The organism is Streptomyces sp. NPDC001157, assembly GCF_053598255.1.
Genome location: NZ_JBSFJW010000018.1, coordinates 31145 through 48654, shown reverse-complemented (window position 1 = coordinate 48654; position 17510 = coordinate 31145). Strand labels below are relative to the sequence as shown.

The window sequence follows — 17510 nt, the reverse complement described above, 5'->3', positions numbered from 1 at the left end:
GCGCTCACCCCCGGCCGTCGGCTAGGTCCTCTCGACGTCCTCGGCCGCCTGCTCCACCAGCGGGATGATCCGCAGCGGAACGGGGTTCTCCATCACGATCGCGGTGGCGGCCCGGACAATGCCATCAAAACCGACAACCAGGTCGATGACCCGCTGGAGATCGGCGTTCGAGCGGGCTACCAGCCGGCACAGCATGTCCCCGCTGCCGGTGGTGGTGTGCAGCTCAAGCACCTCGGGCACGGTCGCCAAGTGCGCCCGGACGTCGGCGCCTTGGCCCTGCCGGATCTGGAGGGTGGCGAAGGCGGTGACGGGGTACCCGAGGGCGGCAGGGTCCACCTGCGGTCCGAACCCGCGGATGACGCCATTCGACTGAAGCCGGTCCAGCCGAGCCTGCACCGTCCCGCGCGCCACCCCGAGCCGCCGGGACATCTCAAGGACCCCGATCCGCGGCTCCCGCGCCAGCAGCACGATGATCCGCCCGTCCAGATGGTCGATCGCCACAGCAGCCTCCCTGGTGTGGTGGTCATCCTGTACAGAAGTCCGGTCAATCCGGGCCGCTGACTGAACATATTGCCCAGCAAAAAAAGAAACTATTGCGCACCTTGCCGTATGGGGATGAGGCTGCCGCTATGACGCAGACCACACACCACACTCCCGACACCGCCCGGCAGGCCGACCCCTTCCCGGTCAAGGGAATGGACGCGGTCGTCTTCGCCGTGGGCAACGCCAAGCAGGCGGCGCACTACTACTCCACCGCCTTCGGCATGAAGCTGGTCGCGTACTCCGGACCGGAGAACGGCAGCCGCGAGACCGCGAGCTACGTCCTGGAGAACGGCTCCGCCCGCTTCGTCCTCACCTCCGTCATCAAGCCCGCCACCACCTGGGGCCACTTCCTCGCCCGGCACGTGGCCGAGCACGGCGACGGCGTCGTCGACCTCGCCATCGAGGTCCCGGACGCCCGCCGCGCGTACGCCTATGCGCTGGAGCACGGCGCCCGTTCGGTCGCGGAGCCGTACGAGCTGAAGGACGAGCACGGCACGGTCGTCCTCGCCGCGATCGCCACCTACGGCGAGACCCGCCACACCCTGGTCGACCGCTCCGGCTACGACGGCCCGTACCTCCCCGGCTTCGTCAGCGCCGCCCCCATGGTCGAACCGCCCGCCCAGCGCACCTTCCAGGCCATCGACCACTGCGTGGGCAACGTCGAGCTCGGCAGGATGAACGAGTGGGTGGCCTTCTACAACAAGGTCATGGGCTTCACGAACATGAAGGAGTTCGTGGGCGACGACATCGCCACCGAGTACAGCGCGCTGATGTCGAAGGTCGTGGCCGACGGCACGCTCAAGGTCAAGTTCCCGATCAACGAGCCCGCCATCGCCAAGAAGAAGTCCCAGATCGACGAGTACCTGGAGTTCTACGGCGGCGCGGGCGTCCAGCACATCGCGCTCAACACGAACGACATCGTGCAGACGGTACGGACGATGCGCGCGGCCGGCGTGGAGTTCCTGAACACCCCGGACTCGTACTACGACACCCTCGGCGAGTGGGTCGGCGACACCCGCGTGCCGATCGAGACGCTGCGCGAGCTGAAGATCCTCGCCGACCGCGACGAGGACGGCTATCTGCTGCAGATCTTCACCAAGCCGGTCCAGGACCGTCCGACCGTCTTCTTCGAGATCATCGAGCGGCACGGCTCGATGGGCTTCGGCAAGGGCAACTTCAAGGCCCTGTTCGAGGCGATCGAGCGGGAGCAGGAGAAGCGCGGCAACCTCTGAGTAGTCTGGCCGCATGGCCAGGATCAACGACGTGGGCGGTACGGAGGGCTTCGGCGCCGTCGACATCAGCGACGACGCCGAGCCCTTCCACGCGGACTGGGAGGCCCGGGTCGTCGGGCTCCTGGGTGCCCTGCGCGCGCAGGGGGTCTTCAACACGAACGAGTTCCGGGACGCCATCGAGTCGATGCCGCCCAGGGAGTACCTGGCGGCGTCGTACTACGAGCGCTGGTTCGAGGCGATCTGCACCCTGCTGGAACGCAAGGGCGTGATCAAGCAGGGTGAGCTGGATGAACTCCATGGCTGACGGGGACCGTTTCGCGCCGGGCACGGCCGTCCGCACCTTCCACCACGACCCGCCGCACCACACCCGCCTGCCACGGTACGCACGCGGCAAGCGGGGCGTCGTGGTCGAGCCGGAGGGGCCGGCGGAACTGGCCGACGTCAGCGCGCAGGGCCGCGGGGACGCGCCCGTCGAGCAGGTCTACGCGGTCCGGTTCGCGGCCCGTGATCTGTGGGGCGAGGGCGACCACCACGTCGTACTGGACCTGTGGGAAAGCTACTTGGAGGCGGACGAAGAAGGTGCGGCGCGATGAGCGGTGACCACTCCGACGCGACGATCGCGCAGCGGGTACGGCGCCTGGAGACCCTCCTGGAGGAGAAGGGGATCGTCTCCGGCGCCCGGCTGGACGAGATCATCGACGCGTCCCTGACCGGCGCCTCGCCCGCGAACGGCGCGCGGGTCGTCGCCCGTGCCTGGACCGACGCCGAGTTCAGGGCCCGGCTCCTGGCCGACGGCACCGCGGCCGTCCGTGAACTCGGCTTCATGGAGGGCCCGTACCAGCGTCTGCGGGTCGTCGAGAACACGGACACGACCCACAACGTCATCGTCTGCACCCTCTGCTCCTGCTACCCGCTGCGCCTGCTCGGCCCGTCCCCGAGCTGGTACAAGTCCGAGGCCTACCGCTCCCGCGTGGTCCGCGAACCCAGGGCCGTACTGGCCGAGTTCGGCCTCGAACTGCCCGCCGGCACGGAGATCACGGTGTGGGACTCCAGCGCGGAGACCCGCTACATGGTGCTCCCACGCCGCCCCGAGGGCACGGCCGACCTGGACGAGGAACAGCTCGCGGCCCTCGTCACCCGGAACGCACTGATCGGAACGGCGGCGGTCTGACGGGCCGGCGGTTCTGGATGTCCTAAGCGCCCTCGGCGAAGTCCAGTGCGGTTCGGCAGCCTCCCTGAGGGGCGCGGGGAACTGCGCGACCAGCCACAACGACGCCGCAGACGAAAGACGACCCATCGCGGCACAACCCGCGGAGCGCTAGTCGTCCTCGGCAGCCGGGCTCCCCGACGGCACCGGCTCGTCCGGCGGCTCGCCCAGCGCCGCCAACGCCTGCTTCGCCAGTGGCACCCTCAGCGGCGAGAAGTACGGATTGATCCGCAACGCCTCCTGCAGATGCCGCCGCGCGGGCCAGACCAGCTCCAGCTCCTGCTCGATCATGCCCCGGTGGTAGGCGTACAGCGCACTGCGTACGCCGCCCCCGTGCGCCTTGTCCGTCGCCGTCATCGCGAACTTCAGTGCCCCCTTGTCATCCCCGGCCATGTGCAGCGCCCACCCCAGCGCATCCGCCACCTCGGTCCCCGGCTGCCGGCCCCACTCGGCGCGCAGCAGCCGCACGGCCGACCGCGGATCGCCGTGGTCCGCCTCGAACACACCGAGCACCAGGTCGTCGTCCACGCCGCCCGCCACCTCGTCCCGCACCCGGGTGCCCAGCACGTCGTACTCCGCGCGGGCGGCATCCGCCATCCCCAGCGACTCGTACAACTCGCCCAGTTCCAGGGCATATTGGGGGCACGGCTGCTTGTCGAGCGCCACCCGGTACGCGTTCAGCGCCTCCGTCGTGCGGCCCAGTGCCGCCAGCGTCCTGCCCTCGCCGGCCTGCGCCGCCCGCTGGTCGGGGTCGAGCCGCACCGCCGCCTGGAAGTGTCTGAGCGCCTCCGCCAGGTCCCCGCGCTCGAAGGCCAGCTGCCCGGACCGCTCCAGCCATGCCGCCTGCTCGGCCGGTGTGCCCGCTGCCGCCGCAGCGTCCGACAGGGCGGCCGCGGCGTCCTCCCGCCAGCCCCGGTCGCGGTAGAGGGCCGCGGCCCGCGCCCGTACGGCGGCCGCCCCGGAGTGCAGTTCCAGCAGTCGGTCCAGTGTCCTCTTCGCCGCCTTGTAGTCGCCGAGCCCGGTGTAGGCGTCGATCAGCAGCGGATACGTCGTCCACCGCTTGGGCGCGAGCTTCAGCGCCGCCCGGCCCCAGGCCCGCGCCGACCGGAAGTCCCGGCGGGCGTTCGCCAGCGCCGCCATGCCGGCCGGCGCATCCGCGTTCCCCTTCTCCCGGACCTTCAGCGAGGTCCGCAGCGCCTTCTCGGCCCGCGGGTAGTTCGAGGCGTCCGCCGTGCGCCGCCCCTGCTCCACGTAGGCCGTCCCGAGTACCGCCCACGACTGCGCGTCCTCGGGGTGCGCCCGCACCCGGGCCTCACGCCCGGCGATCAGCATCGCCAGGTCGGGCAGCGCGGCCGGAACCCCGGAGGTCACCGCCGTCAGCGCCTGTGCGCCCGGCGCCGGTGCCGGTGCCACCGGCCGGGGCGCCGCCGCCCGCTCCCAGGGCCACAGCGCCAGCGCCCCGCCGAGGACGGCACACCCCGCCACGGCGGCGATCAGCACCCGCCGGACCACACGTGGGCGGCGGCCCTCCGCTTGCTTCTCCATGGCGATCACTGTGCGTCAATACGACGAGCACATCCCGGCATACGTCCAGTGCCGTAGACGGGGTTCACACCGATGGCGGCGGGTGCGACGCTGTGATCATGAGCCGTATCGAAGCGCCTCGCGACGAAGCGACCGGAAACCTCGTCGACCGTCTGCTGGGCGGTCTGCCCGCCGAGGCCGTCCTGACCGACCCGGACGTCACGGCCTCCTACGCCAACGACATGGCGAGCTTCTGCCCGGCCGGCACCCCCGCCGTGGTCGTGCTGCCCCGCACGGTCGAAGAGGTCCAGCACGTCATGCGCATCGCCACCGAACTGCGCGTCCCGGTCGTCCCGCAGGGCGCCCGCACGGGCCTGTCGGGCGGCGCCAACGCCTCCGACGGCTGCATCGTGCTGTCCCTGACCAAGATGGACCGCATCCTGGAGATCAGTCCCGTCGACCGCATCGCCGTGGTCGAACCGGGCGTCATCAACGCGACCCTCTCCCGCGCGGTCGGCGAACACGGCCTGTACTACCCGCCGGACCCGTCCAGCTGGGAGATGTGCACGATCGGCGGCAACATCGGGACGGCCTCGGGCGGTCTGTGCTGTGTGAAGTACGGGGTCACGGCCGAGTACGTACTCGGTCTGGAGGTGGTGCTGGCCGACGGGCGGCTCATGTCCACCGGCCGCCGTACGGCCAAGGGCGTCGCCGGTTACGACCTCACCCGGCTCTTCGTCGGCTCCGAGGGCTCGCTGGGCATCGTCGTCAAGGCGATCCTGGCGCTCAGGCCGCAGCCGCCGCAGCAGCTGGTGCTGGCCGCCGAGTTCGCGTCCGGCGCCGCCGCCTGCGACGCGGTGTGCAAGATCATGGAGGGCGGCCACGTTCCGTCCCTGCTCGAACTGATGGACCGTACGACGGTCAAGGCGGTCAACGACCTCGCGCACATGGGCCTTCCGGAGACCACGGAGGCCCTGCTCCTGGCGGCCTTCGACACCCCGGACCCCGCCGCCGACCTCGCCGCCGTCGGCGCGCTGTGCGAGGCGGCGGGCGCCACCCAGGTCGTCCCCGCCGACGACTTCGCCGAGTCCGAACTCCTCCTCCAGGCGCGGCGGTTGTCGCTCACCGCGCTCGAAGCCGTCAGCGGTACGACGATGATCGACGACGTGTGCGTGCCCCGGTCCAGGCTCGGCGAGATGCTCGAAGGCACCGAGCGGATCGCCGAGAAGTACCAGCTCACCATCGGGGTCGTCGCGCACGCCGGCGACGGCAACACCCATCCGACGGTCTGCTTCGACGCCGCCGACCCCGACGAGTCCCGGCGCGCCCGCGAATCCTTCGACGAGATCATGGCCCTCGGTCTGGAGCTCGGCGGCACGATCACCGGCGAGCACGGCGTGGGCGTCCTGAAGAAGGAGTGGCTGGCGCGCGAGATCGGCCCGGTGGGGGTGGAGATGCAGCGGGCGGTCAAGCAGGTCTTCGACCCGCTGGGCATCCTGAACCCGGGCAAGCTGTTCTGACAGCCGGACTGCGTCACTGGGCGAGCAGCTGGTCGAGCGCGGCGTCGATCCCCAGCTGCTCGCCCTCAGTCCCCGGGGGCACCACCCGCAGTGTCCGCTCCAGCCAGGCCGACACCTGAGCGGCCGGCGCTTCCAGCAGGGCGTCACCGTCGGGTGAACTCAGCGCCATCAGAACGACGCTGCGGCCCTCCGACTTGGTCGGCCACACCCGCACGTCCCCGTGCCCGCAGGCCCGGAACACGCCCTCCACCAGGAGGTCGCGGGAGAACGTCCAGTACACGGGGTTCTCGGAGTTGGTGTGGAAGGTGATGTGGACGGCGTACGGGTCGTCGGTGCGGTAGCTCAGCCGGGCCGGGACCGGAATGCTGCGCTCCGGCGACAGGATCAGTCTGAGTTCCAGTTCGCGTTCCACCACGGTGTAGTGCATGTCGTCCGGTTCCTCTCTCGGGCAGGTGTACGGGGGGCCCTGCGGGTGGGCCCGTACACGTGGAGAGAGGAGAGGGGCGCGGGCATTACGCGGGTTCGGAGAATTTTTTTCCGAACGTGTGAGGACTGTGCACGGCGTTGCCCGGCTGTGCCTCCCCGGGGGCGCCAACCCCCGGACCCCCAGCCGAAAGAGTCGTGGCGGCCCCGGAGCGCATCGGGTTCCACTCGTGTGAAGTACATGTACGAGGTTGCCCGGAAAGGGGTGGGACTGGCGGGACTGTCGGTGGGGGTTGCGTGGGTCTGATAGATGTGGAGGCCCCCATATTCACCCCCGAGCAGATACGGGACGACGGACATGAGCGCCCCAACCCCGGCACCCGGTGACAACAGGCCCCGCGAAGGGTATTACCCGGACCCGTCCATTCCCGGATATGTCCGGTACTGGAACGGTGGGTCCTGGGTACCGGGCACCAGCCGTCCGGCCCCGACGGACGGCGAGCCGCTCGCCCCGCCGCCCGGCAGCGACCCGGCTCCGGTCGAGGAGACGGGACCGCACTTCTTCGACGAGGACCCCGCGCCGCAGTCGGCCCCCGAGGCCCAGCACGGCAGCCGGCCCGAGCCCGCGACCGCCTGGGGCGCCGACAGCTCCCAGCAGTCCGGCTTCGGTGGCGACCAGGACCGCCGGGTGTCGTGGGGCAACCCCCAGGCCGTCGACCCGCGCCTCGCCGACGGCGCCCCGGCCCAGCCGGACGGCCACGCGTCCCGCACCGACGGCACGGCGACGATCCCGCCGGCGGACTCGGAAGCGGACGACCCGGCCGCCGGCGGCACCTTCGTGTTCCGCAGGCCGACGGCACAGACCGGGGAGACGGAGCCCCCGGCAGCGGCGGCCGGCCATGGCATCCCCAGCCCCGGAGGCCCCGCGGCCGACGAGGGCACCATGACGTTCCGTGCGCTGTCCCAGCGCACGGGTCGGCAGGGCGGGGCGCAGAACGGCAGCACGGGGGCGCCCGGCTTCGGCGCGGGCAAGGCGGCCGCCGACCGCGCCGCGGCGGCGCAGGGACAGCCCGCCCCTTCGGGCCCCCAGCAGGCCACCCCGGTGATCCCGCCGCAGGGCGGCGGCGCCCGGCCCGCAGCGGCCGCCCAGCCCCCCGCCGCGCAGGCGCCCGCACCCGTCGCCACCCCCATGACCAGCGGCGCAGGCGGCGGTCAGCATTCCTGGGCGCAGCAGGTCCACCGGCTCGCGGGCGCCGACGAGGACCAGCCCGTGGCCCCATGGAAGCCGCCGGTCGAGGACATCTTCCAGGCGGCCGCCATGCGCCAGGCGGCAGCCCGCCCCGCAGGCCTCGGCAAGCGGCTGGCCGCCCGGCTGCTGGACACCGTCGTCCTCGCGGCGGTCACGGCCGTGGCCGCCGTACCGCTGGGCACCCAGGCGGTCGACCATGTCAACCAGAAGATCGACGAGGCCAAGCTCTCGGGCCAGACCGTGACCGTGTGGCTGCTGGACGGCACGACGTCGGTGTACCTGGGCATCATCCTGGCCGTACTGCTCGGCTTCGGCGTCCTCTACGAGGTGCTGCCCACCGCCAAGTGGGGCCGCACCCTCGGCAAGAAGCTGCTGGGTCTGGAGGTGCGGGACATCGAGGCGCACGAGCCGCCGACCTTCGGCGGGGCGCTGCGCCGCTGGCTCGTGTACAGCGTGCCCGGGCTGCTCGGCGTCGGGGTCGTGGGCGTCCTGTGGTGCGTGTTCGACCGCCCGTGGCACCAGTGCTGGCACGACAAGGCCGCGGGTACGTTCGTCACGGGCTGACCGCATACGGCGTATGCACCAGTCGATTCGGTACTCCGGACGGCCGTTCGCCGGATGCGGAGCGGGGAGGTTCGCGGTCCACTCGGGCCATGAGCAGCGAACCGCCCCCCGGATCCGGCGGACCGCCGGAGGACGACCCGTTCAGGAAGCAGCCCCCTCCTGGCCAGGGATCGGGCTCGCCGTACGACGCACCCGGTGGCGGCGGGCAACCCCCGCCGTACGGCGGTGACCCCTACGGCGGCGGCCAGTACCCCACCGACCCCCTCGCCGGTATGCCGCCGCTCGCCGACAGCGGCAGGCGCACGCTCGCCCGGATCATCGACCTGATCCTTGTGGGCGTCGTCGTCTGGCTGCTCACCTGGGCGTTCAACGTGCACGAGTACGACGTGAACGCCGATCACGTCTCCTACGCCAAGTCCTTCGGGCAGTCGCTGATCGCCGCCGTCCTCTACATCGGCTACGACACGTACCTGATCAGCAAGTCGGGACAGACGCTCGGCAAGAAGTGGCTGGGCATGCGCGTGGCCAACCTCGACAACGGCTCCACGCCCTCCGTGCAGACCTCGCTGACCCGCTCGGCGGTGCTGTGGATCCCGTTCGCGTTCTGCTGCGCCTGCATCTGGACCGCGATCTCGGGCGGCTGGAGCTACTTCGACCGGCCGTACAAACAGGGCCTGCACGACAAGGCCGCCAAGACCGTCGTTGTGAGCACCAGTTGAGGCAGGGCTCGCCCCCGAGCGGGTCGGGCCCAAGTCCGCTGCGGTTGGGCAGCGCCCCGAAGGGGCGCGGGGCTGTATTCGTTTGCGGCTCCGCCGCGGGGCGCGACAAGCCACGACGATGCCGCAGACGATCGACGGCCGATCGCGGCACACCGCGCGGAGGGCACCTCAGGAAGCGGCGCGCTCCCGCACCGGCTCGGGTGCCGCCGCGGCGACCACGGCCGGCACGGGCGCCTCCTGCTCCGCCGCCGCGGCCGCGGGCTGCTGGACCGCGACGACCCTCGGCTTCGGCAGGGGAACCGTCATGGCGACCAGGAGCCCGAGGGCGAGTGCCGCGAAGGCGATGACCGCGATCCCCACGCCCGAACTCGTCTGCGACAGCAGCAGCATGGCGAGCGTCGAGAAGATCACGGTGCACGAACCGTAGACGAGCTGAGCGGGCGTCGGACGAGGCATGGCAATCGTGTCCTCGGAAGTGGGGGTCCACGGGCGAGTCGGCCTGGGTTTCTGCCGATTTCCGGGCAGTCCGCCAACCGACTCTAATCGCGTGCATGCCCGAGTGGAACGAACGGTAAGCGTGACCTAACCAACAGTGCCGGTGCACAGGGGGCGCACGGAGTCATGGCGTCCATCAAGTGGACGTTCGAACGCGCCGGTCGGAGTGTCCGCAAAGCGAACCTCGGCTCCGCATAGTGCAATTGTTGTGTCCAAGTCAAGGTCTGTCTTTTCTTACCGACCTCTAGTCAAATTGCGTCACTTGACTTGCCACCTTGACCAAGAGGAACTCAAGTGACCCCAAAACCCTGGACGTTCAGAGCAACCGCGGTCGGCGTCGCGCTCGCTGCGGCCACCGCCACGTTCTCGACGTTCGCCGTGGCCCAGGCCGCCGACCCGGCCGCGACGGCCACCCGTGACCGCCACGACCCGGCGGCGGTCAGGAGCATGAAGAGCGACGACCTCGACGGCCCGCTCTCCAAGACCCAGGATGCCCGGCGCCAGGAGGCCCTGAACCAGGTCATATCCGGCCAGGCCCAGGTCAAGGACCGGGGCGGTTCGAAGGTCGTCCAGCTGAAGGGCAAGAAGGGCGACCGCAAGTACGTGGAACTGGGCCGGGAGAAGACCGACAAGATCTTCACCATCCTGGTCGAGTTCGGCGACAAGATAGACAGCACGTACGGCGGCACGGCGGGCCCCGCGCACAACCAGATAGCCCAGCCCGACCGCACGAAGGACAACTCGACGGCCTGGCAGGCGGACTACAACCAGAAGCACTTCCAGGACCTCTACTTCGGCACCGGCACCGCTTCCATGAAGTCCTTCTACGAGAAGCAGTCCTCGGGCCGCTACTCGGTGGACGGCGAGGTCGCCGACTGGGTCAAGGTCCCCTACAACGAGGCCCGCTACGGCAACAACGCCTGCGGCTCCACCAACTGCCCGAGCGTGTGGAACGTCGTCAGCGACGGCGTGAACGCGTGGGTCGCCCAGCAGAAGGCAGCCGGCAAGTCCGACGCCGACATCAAGACGGACCTGGCGAAGTTCGACCAGTGGGACCGCTACGACTACGACGGCGACGGCAACTTCAACGAGCCCGACGGCTACATAGACCACTTCCAGATCGTGCACGCCGGCGAGGACGAGTCCGCGGGCGGCGGCGTCCAGGGCAAGGACGCGATCTGGGCGCACCGCTGGTACGCCTTCGGCAGCGACACCGGCAGCACCGGCCCCACGGGCAACAAGCTGGGCGGCGCGCAGATCGGCGACACCGGCGTCTGGGTCGGCGACTACACCATCCAGCCGGAGAACGGCGGACTCGGCGTCTTCGCCCACGAGTACGGCCACGACCTGGGCCTGCCGGACCACTACGACACCACCAACGCCGGTGAGAACTCGACCGGTTTCTGGACGCTGATGTCCAACGGGTCCTGGCTCGGACGCGGCAAGGACACCATCGGTGACCTGCCGGGCAACTTCAACGCCTGGGACAAGCTGCAGCTGGGCTGGCTGAACTACGACACGGCGAAGGCCGCGACGAAGTCGAAGCACACGCTGGGCGTCGCCGAGTACAACACCAAGAACAAGCAGGCGCTGGTGGTCTCGCTGCCCGACAAGGCGGTCACCACCGACGTGGTCACCCCGGCGCAGGGCGCGACCCAGTGGTGGAGCGGCAGCGGCAACGACCTCAAGAACACCCTGACCCGCTCGGTGGACCTCACCGGCAAGTCCCAGGCCACGCTGACCCTCGACGGCTACTACGACACCGAGGCCAACTTCGACTACCTCTACACCGAGGTGTCGACCGACGGCGGCGCCAACTGGACCCCGATCGACGGCACGGTGGACGGCAAGGCCATCCCGCGCGACGGCAGCGGCAAGCCGGCGCTGACGGGCACGGTCGACGGCTACAAGAAGCTGTCGTACCCGCTGGACGCCTACGCGGGCAAGAAGATCGACCTGCGCTTCCGCTACCAGACGGACAGCGGTGTGGCACAGAAGGGCTTCGCGGCCGACGAGATCACGGTGACCGCGGACGGTACGGCGCTGTTCAGCGACAACGCCGAGAGCGCGGACCCGGGTTGGACCGCCACCGGCTTCTCCCGCATCGGCGCGTCCTTCACCAAGGACTACAAGCAGTACTACATCGCGGAGAACCGCCAGTACGTGTCGTACGACAAGACCCTCAAGGTCGGCCCGTACAACTTCGGCTTCTCGACGACCCGTAAGAGCTGGGTGGAGCACTACCCGTACCAGAACGGCCTGTTGATCTGGAAGTGGGACACCTCGCAGCAGGACAACAACACCAGCCAGCACCCCGGTGTGGGCCTGGTCCTGCCGGTCGACTCGCACCCGACGGCGCTGAAGTGGTCCGACGGCACGCTGATGCGCAGCCGTATCCAGTCCTACGACTCTCCGTTCAGCCTGTACCGCACGGACGGCATCACGCTGCACAACGCGGACGTCGAGACGGTGCTCCCGTCATCGAAGGGCGTGCCCGTCTTCGACGACCACGCGAGCACGTACTACGACGACGCGACTCCCTTCGCCGGTGTCAAGGTCACTGACACCAACACCAAGATCAAGATCGTCAGGGAGGCCAAGGATGGCTCGACGATCAAGGTCGAGGTCGGGCCCGCGGTGAAGTAGTCGGCATTTTCGCAGGTCAGAAGCGTATCGGCGGTGACCCCCTGGCGGGTCGCCGCCGATCGTGTTTAGGTGCGTCCTGTGCTTCCCTTATTGACACCGACATCGACAACGACTCGCACGGGGGTGTGACTGCATGGCCGCAGGAGGTTTCTGCAAGCTGCCGACAGGCAGCGTGGTGGTGGCGCTGAACCTGCCCAGCCCCACCGCCGACGGCACGGGCTGCATACGCTTCCTCGTGCACGCCCAGAACCGGGCGCGGGCCCTGACCAGGCTGCGCAACCTGGGCATGCGGGCGGTGTACCTGCGCGGCAACGCCGCCCCGCCGACCCCCGACGAGATCACCGCGGTCCTGCACCACCCCGACGGCCTCATCTGGCGTACGGCACCTGACATCGGTGTCGTACCGGGCCCGGAGCTTCCCCAGGAGCTTTGGCACCCGGTCAGGGCATTGCTGAGGCGCCCTGAAGGGGCGCGGGGAACTGCGCGACCAGCCACGACGAACCTGTAGCCGCCCGACTACGCATCGCGGCACACCAGACCGCGCAAGCTCAAGCAACCACGGGCTTCCCGGACAACTCCACGCCCGCCGAGCGCAGCTCCTCCAGCGCCCGCTCGGTCGTGTCCTCGGCGACCCCCGCGGTCAGATCGAGAAGCACCTGGGTGCGGAACCCCTCCCGGGCGGCGTCCAGCGCGGTAGCGCGCACGCAGTGGTCGGTGGCGATCCCGACGACGTCGACCTCGCCGACCTCCCGTGCGCGCAGCCAGTCGGCGAGCTTCACGCCGTTCTCGTCGGCCCCCTCGAACCCGCTGTACGCGGCCGCGTACGCGCCCTTGTCGAAGACGGCGTCGACCGCCCCGGAGGCGACGGCGGGTGCGAAGTTCGGATGGAAGCCGACGCCCTCGGTGCCCGCGACGCAGTGCGCGGGCCAGGAGTGCCGGAAGTCGGGGTTGTCGGCGAAATGGCCGCCGGGCGCGATGTGGTGGTCGCGGGTGGCCACCACGTGCCGGTAGCCGGAGCCGCCCGCCTGCCCGATCAGCTCGGTGATGGCGGCGGCCACATCGGCGCCCCCGGCCACGGCGAGGCTGCCCCCCTCACAGAAGTCGTTCTGCACGTCAACGACGATCAAGGCGCGGCGCATGGTGGGTGTCCTTCTCGACGATGGGGTCGGGGGAGGGGTGCGGGCCCGGCCATTGAACTTCCGAGCGTATTGAGTTCCCGTCCGGTAGGGGAGGGGGCGTCACGGGGCGTATCCGGCGGCACCTGCTTTAGCTACCCGAGCGCCCGTGGACGTACTCCGTCGGAATGACCGGTTCCCCGCGCGAGAGCTGGGTCGCGGACAGCGGCAGATTGGCGCGCGCGGCCGTGTGCCGGTCGCGTACGACGTCCAGTGGCTCGCGCGCCACCACGTCACCGCCCTTGACCAGCTCGACCAGCAGCTGCCGGTCCGCCAGCTCGGCCGGCACCGGTCCGGTGCCGACGACCTCGGCCTCCGCGACGCCGTCCGCGTCCAGCCGCCGCGCGGCCCACTTGCGGCCGCCGATGGAGGTCTTGCCGCCGCTGGACTTCTTCGCCACCGGCACCAGCGGCGCCCTCGGGTCGGCGGACTCGGCGCGGGCGACCAGCTTGTACACCATCGAGCAGGTCGGGTGTCCGGACCCGGTGACCAGCTGCGTACCGACGCCGTACGCGTCCACGGGCGCCGCCGCCAGCGAGGCGATGGCGTACTCGTCGAGGTCCGAGGTCACGATGATCTTCGTGGCCGTCGCGCCCAGCTCGTCCAGCTGCTGCCGCACCCGGTGCGCGACCAGCAACAGGTCGCCGGAGTCGATGCGCACGGCACCCAGCTCGGGCCCGGCGATCTCGACGGCCATGCGGACGGCCTCGGCGACGTCGTAGGTGTCCACGAGCAGGGTGGTGTTCCGGCCGAGCGAGTTGACCTGGGCCTGGAAGGCGTCCCGCTCGCGGTCGTGCAGGAGGGTGAAGGCGTGCGCGGAGGTGCCGACGGTCGGGATGTTGTAGCGGAACCCGGCCGCGAGGTCGGAGGTGGAGGTGAAGCCGCCCACGTACGCGGCGCGGGAGGCGGCGACGGCGGCGAGCTCGTGAGTGCGCCGGGCGCCCATCTCGATCAGCGGGCGGTGCCCGGCGGCCGAGGACATCCGGGAGGCGGCCGCGGCGATCGCGGAGTCGTGGTTGAGGATGGAGAGGATCACCGTCTCCAGCAGCACGCACTCGGCGAACGACCCCTCGACCCGCATGATCGGCGAGCCCGGGAAGTACACCTCGCCCTCCGGATAGCCCCAGACGTCACCGGAGAAGCGGTAGGAGGCGAGCCATTCGAGGGTCGCCTCGTCGACGATGCCCCGCTCACGCAGGAAGCCCAGGACGTCTGCGTCGAAACGGAAGTTCTCCACGGCGTCCAGAACCCGCCCGGTGCCGGCCACCACGCCGTAGCGCCGCCCCTCCGGCAGCCGCCGGGTGAAGACCTCGAAGACGCTTCGCCGCTCGGCCGTACCGGCCTTGAGGGCGGCCTGCAGCATTGTGAGCTCGTACTGGTCCGTGAAGAGCGCCGTCGAGGGAACGTCCACCGGCAGCCCAAGGTCCGCTGTGTTCATGGCAAGGAATGGTACACCCCTTTGCGTCAGTGTGACGATTTGTGGGGCCCGTGGCAGCATGGGCTGTGTGACGTCACCCGCTCCCCTTGAGATCGAACGCACCGAGTCGGCGGAGGAGGTCTTCGCCGTACCCGAGCCAGACGTCCCCTGGGTCACGATCGTGCACAACGACCCGGTCAACCTCATGAGCTATGTGACGTACGTCTTCCAGACGTACTTCGGCTACACCAAGGACAAGGCCACCAAGCTCATGCTCGATGTCCACCACAAGGGCCGGGCGGTCGTCTCCAGCGGCACTCGCGAGGAGATGGAACGCGACGTGCAGGCCATGCACGGCTACGGACTGTGGGCCACCCTCCAGCAGGACCGGAAGTAGCGACTCAACCTGATGCCAGGCACCTTCGAACCGCTCCCCGGCGGCGGCGCGGCCGTCGCGCTCGACGACGTCGAGATCTCCATCATCCGGTCGCTGGCCGTCCAGCTCCTGGAGCTCGTCGGGCCCGGCCCCGGCGAGGACGCGTCCGACGACCCGTTGGCCGAGCTCTTCGCCGAGGGCCCCAGTGAGCCCCCGAAGGACCCCGTGCTCAAGCGGCTCTTCCCGGACGCCTACAGCGACCCGGAGGCCACCCCCGGGCCCAAGGAGGCCGAGGAGCAGCGGGAGTACTCCGCCGAGTTCCGCCGCTACACGGAGAACGACCTGCGCGCCGCCAAGCGCGAGAGCGCCCTCGCCGTGATCCGCTCCCTGGACGCGCTGACGCCGGCCGGTGACGGCGGCGCGGTCCTCCAGCTGTCGGCCGACGAGTCCCGTCAGTGGCTCGGCACCCTCAACGACCTGCGCCTGGCGATCGGCTCCCGCCTCGAGATCACCGACGAGGACGACACCGACCTCCTCTACCGCCTCCCGGACGAGGACCCGCGCAAGCCGATGGTGATGGCGTATCTGTGGCTGGGCGGCCTCCAGGAGACGCTGGTCTCCACCCTTATGCCCTGATCCGAGACGTTCGGCGTTCGCTCAGAGGACGCTCAAATCCGGATAACGATGAGGTCACCAGAGTCGCCTTCTATGCGCCTTTGGCGTGGCCTTTGTCCGGTTCTCCCTGTGGCGTGCGCCACATCTCGCTCGAATGATCAAGGTTGCGGCCGTGATAAATCTTCACGACCGCCCGGCGAACACCACCCATGTTCAGCCGGGTGCGCCACCGAGCCGGCCAATCGCCGGCCAGGCACAACGCTCCATCAATCCGGGGGGATCGAGACCCGATCCGGGGCCGACGAGAGGCCCGGGGTCGGAATGGAGAAAGGCGCACCACCACATGACCTCCGCTCAGGTCGGTACGGACAACGCCCCCGAGGGGGCCGAAGAGGGGTACGAGCGCGGGCTCGGCAGCCGTCAGGTCCAGATGATCGCGATCGGCGGCGCCATCGGCGTCGGCCTCTTCCTGGGTGCCGGGGCGAACATCGCCAAGGCCGGCCCCAGCCTCATCTTCATGTACGCCCTCGCGGGCGTGATCATCTTCTTCATCATGCGGGCACTCGGCGAGCTGCTCCTCTACCGCCCGGTCTCGGGCTCCTTCGCGGAGTACTCCCGCGAGTTCCTCGGCCCGTTCTTCGGCTACTTCACCGCCTGGACCTACTGGCTGATGTGGGTCGTGACGGGCATGGCCGAGCTGACGGCCGCCGCGATCTACGTCCACTACTGGTTCCCGCACGTCCCGCAATGGACCACCGCCCTGGTCTTCCTGGTGATCCTCTTCGGGGTCAACCTGATCTCCGTGAAGCTCTTCGGCGAGCTGGAGTTCTGGTTCTCGATGGTCAAGGTCACCGCGCTGATCGGCATGATCGTCATCGGCCTCGGCGTCCTCACCTTCGGCTTCAGCGCCGCCGGTGACACCGCCTCCGTCGCCAACCTCTGGCAGTTCGACGGCTTCTTCCCCAAGGGTGTCGGCTCGTCCCTGATGACCCTGCAGGGCGTCATGTTCGCCTACCTCGCCGTCGAGCTGGTCGGTGTCACCGCCGGCGAGTCCGAGGACCCGGAGAAGACCCTCCCCAAGGCGATCAACACCCTGCCCTGGCGCATCGCGCTCTTCTACGTCGGCGCGCTCACCGTCATCCTCTGCGTCGTCAAGTGGACCGAGTTCGCGGACGGCGTCAGCCCCTTCGTGAAGGCGTTCGCGCTGATCGGCATCCCGGCCGGCGCGGGCATCGTCAACTTCGTCGTCCTGACCGCGGCCCTGTCCTCCTGCAACTCGGGCATGTACTCCACGGGCCGCATGCTGCGCACACTGGCCGACAACGGCGAGGCCCCGCGCGCCTTCGCCAAGCTGTCGGCCTCCAAGACGCCCGCCCTCGGCATCACGGTCTCGGTCGCCTTCATGGGCATCGGTGTGGTCCTCAACTACATCGTCCCGGAGAAGGCCTTCGGCTACGTCACCTCGGTGGCCACCGCGGCCGGCATCTGGACCTGGCTGATGATCCTGATCAGCCACGTCCTCTACCGCCGCGCGGTCGTCGCGGGCCGGCTGCCCGCCTCGTCCTTCCCGGCGCCGGGCGGCGCGGTGTGCTCGTACATCGCCATCGTGTTCCTGCTCTTCGTCACCGGCCTGATCGCCTACGACGCCGACTCCCGCGTCTGCCTCTATGTGATGGCCGGCTGGGCGGTCGTCCTCGGCATCGGCTGGGCGATCCTCAAGGCGAGCAACCCGGAGGTCACCCGGCGGCGCGAGCCGGAGCTGGAGAAGGTCGGCTGACCCTGCTCCACTCTGTTCAGCATCCGGG

Annotated in this window: 18 protein-coding genes; 12 read left to right on the top strand and 6 right to left on the bottom strand. The window is 69.9% G+C overall.

Annotated features, from left to right (window positions below):
• Nucleotides 1–21: 21 nt before the first annotated feature.
• Nucleotides 22–501 carry an Lrp/AsnC family transcriptional regulator gene (locus ACWDAG_RS27740; protein ID WP_030943576.1) on the bottom strand — a complete coding sequence of 160 codons (480 nt, stop codon included), beginning with the start codon at nucleotides 499–501 and terminating at the stop codon, nucleotides 22–24.
• 128 nt (nucleotides 502–629) lie between these two features.
• Between ACWDAG_RS27740 and hppD the strand changes: the two genes are divergently transcribed.
• Genes hppD through nthA form a run of 4 tightly spaced genes read left to right on the top strand, consistent with a single transcriptional unit; the run spans nucleotide 630 to nucleotide 2946 of the window.
• The gene (hppD, locus tag ACWDAG_RS27735; protein ID WP_450698276.1) at nucleotides 630–1775 is read left to right on the top strand and encodes a 4-hydroxyphenylpyruvate dioxygenase; all 1146 of its coding nucleotides are present in this window, start codon (nucleotides 630–632) and stop codon (nucleotides 1773–1775) included.
• 13 nt (nucleotides 1776–1788) lie between these two features.
• Entirely contained in the window at nucleotides 1789–2079 is a 291-nt protein-coding gene (locus tag ACWDAG_RS27730; protein ID WP_450698275.1) for a hypothetical protein, read from the top strand.
• The gene (locus tag ACWDAG_RS27725) at nucleotides 2063–2368 is read left to right on the top strand and encodes an SH3-like domain-containing protein (RefSeq protein WP_450698274.1); all 306 of its coding nucleotides are present in this window, start codon (nucleotides 2063–2065) and stop codon (nucleotides 2366–2368) included. The genes ACWDAG_RS27730 and ACWDAG_RS27725 overlap by 17 nt, the downstream gene beginning before the upstream one ends.
• Nucleotides 2365–2946: a nitrile hydratase subunit alpha gene (gene nthA, locus ACWDAG_RS27720; protein WP_450698273.1), complete on the top strand. Its 582-nt coding sequence runs from the start codon at nucleotides 2365–2367 to the stop codon at nucleotides 2944–2946. The genes ACWDAG_RS27725 and nthA overlap by 4 nt, the downstream gene beginning before the upstream one ends.
• Nucleotides 2947–3093: 147 nt before the next feature.
• On the opposite strand, the gene ACWDAG_RS27715 is transcribed toward nthA, so the two are convergent.
• On the bottom strand, nucleotides 3094–4527 hold the full coding sequence (locus tag ACWDAG_RS27715) for a tetratricopeptide repeat protein (RefSeq protein WP_450698272.1): 1434 nt from the start codon (nucleotides 4525–4527) through the stop codon (nucleotides 3094–3096).
• 92 nt (nucleotides 4528–4619) lie between these two features.
• On the opposite strand from ACWDAG_RS27715, the gene ACWDAG_RS27710 reads away from it, so the two are divergent.
• Nucleotides 4620–6026: an FAD-binding oxidoreductase gene (locus tag ACWDAG_RS27710; protein ID WP_450698271.1), complete on the top strand. Its 1407-nt coding sequence runs from the start codon at nucleotides 4620–4622 to the stop codon at nucleotides 6024–6026.
• A 13-nt stretch (nucleotides 6027–6039) separates the two neighbouring features.
• On the opposite strand, the gene ACWDAG_RS27705 is transcribed toward ACWDAG_RS27710, so the two are convergent.
• Nucleotides 6040–6453 (bottom strand): SsgA family sporulation/cell division regulator, encoded by a 414-nt coding sequence (locus ACWDAG_RS27705; RefSeq protein ID WP_450698270.1) that lies wholly within the window; start codon nucleotides 6451–6453, stop codon nucleotides 6040–6042.
• A 354-nt stretch (nucleotides 6454–6807) separates the two neighbouring features.
• Here ACWDAG_RS27705 and ACWDAG_RS27700 point away from each other — a divergent pair, with 354 nt between their 5' ends.
• Together ACWDAG_RS27700 and ACWDAG_RS27695 are read left to right on the top strand one after the other, a co-directional pair.
• Nucleotides 6808–8262 carry an RDD family protein gene (locus tag ACWDAG_RS27700; RefSeq protein WP_450698269.1) on the top strand — a complete coding sequence of 485 codons (1455 nt, stop codon included), beginning with the start codon at nucleotides 6808–6810 and terminating at the stop codon, nucleotides 8260–8262.
• Nucleotides 8263–8351: 89 nt separating this feature from the next.
• Nucleotides 8352–8981 carry an RDD family protein gene (locus ACWDAG_RS27695; RefSeq protein WP_450698268.1) on the top strand — a complete coding sequence of 210 codons (630 nt, stop codon included), beginning with the start codon at nucleotides 8352–8354 and terminating at the stop codon, nucleotides 8979–8981.
• A gap of 168 nt (nucleotides 8982–9149) precedes the next feature.
• On the opposite strand, the gene ACWDAG_RS27690 is transcribed toward ACWDAG_RS27695, so the two are convergent.
• Nucleotides 9150–9437, bottom strand: a complete 288-nt coding sequence (locus ACWDAG_RS27690; RefSeq protein ID WP_450698267.1) for a hypothetical protein — start codon at nucleotides 9435–9437, stop codon at nucleotides 9150–9152.
• Nucleotides 9438–9770: 333 nt separating this feature from the next.
• Between ACWDAG_RS27690 and ACWDAG_RS27685 the strand changes: the two genes are divergently transcribed.
• Together ACWDAG_RS27685 and ACWDAG_RS27680 are read left to right on the top strand one after the other, a co-directional pair.
• Nucleotides 9771–12122 (top strand): immune inhibitor A domain-containing protein, encoded by a 2352-nt coding sequence (locus ACWDAG_RS27685; protein ID WP_450698266.1) that lies wholly within the window; start codon nucleotides 9771–9773, stop codon nucleotides 12120–12122.
• A 133-nt stretch (nucleotides 12123–12255) separates the two neighbouring features.
• Nucleotides 12256–12630 carry a hypothetical protein gene (locus tag ACWDAG_RS27680; protein WP_450698265.1) on the top strand — a complete coding sequence of 125 codons (375 nt, stop codon included), beginning with the start codon at nucleotides 12256–12258 and terminating at the stop codon, nucleotides 12628–12630.
• A gap of 40 nt (nucleotides 12631–12670) precedes the next feature.
• Here the strand turns inward: ACWDAG_RS27680 and ACWDAG_RS27675 are convergent, their stop codons facing one another.
• Nucleotides 12671–13261: an isochorismatase family protein gene (locus ACWDAG_RS27675; protein WP_390699781.1), complete on the bottom strand. Its 591-nt coding sequence runs from the start codon at nucleotides 13259–13261 to the stop codon at nucleotides 12671–12673.
• Nucleotides 13262–13388: 127 nt separating this feature from the next.
• Nucleotides 13389–14735, bottom strand: a complete 1347-nt coding sequence (locus ACWDAG_RS27670; protein ID WP_450698264.1) for a nicotinate phosphoribosyltransferase — start codon at nucleotides 14733–14735, stop codon at nucleotides 13389–13391.
• Nucleotides 14736–14793: 58 nt separating this feature from the next.
• On the opposite strand from ACWDAG_RS27670, the gene clpS reads away from it, so the two are divergent.
• The 3 genes from clpS to ACWDAG_RS27655 all read left to right on the top strand — a co-directional run bounded on the left by clpS (nucleotide 14794) and on the right by ACWDAG_RS27655 (nucleotide 17482).
• Nucleotides 14794–15111 carry an ATP-dependent Clp protease adapter ClpS gene (gene clpS / locus ACWDAG_RS27665; RefSeq protein WP_030943626.1) on the top strand — a complete coding sequence of 106 codons (318 nt, stop codon included), beginning with the start codon at nucleotides 14794–14796 and terminating at the stop codon, nucleotides 15109–15111.
• Between the two features lie 12 nt (nucleotides 15112–15123).
• Complete coding sequence (locus ACWDAG_RS27660) at nucleotides 15124–15726, top strand: DUF2017 domain-containing protein (RefSeq protein ID WP_450698263.1); 603 nt, start codon at nucleotides 15124–15126, stop codon at nucleotides 15724–15726.
• Between the two features lie 322 nt (nucleotides 15727–16048).
• Nucleotides 16049–17482, top strand: a complete 1434-nt coding sequence (locus tag ACWDAG_RS27655) for an amino acid permease (RefSeq protein WP_450698262.1) — start codon at nucleotides 16049–16051, stop codon at nucleotides 17480–17482.
• Nucleotides 17483–17510 lie beyond the last annotated feature (28 nt).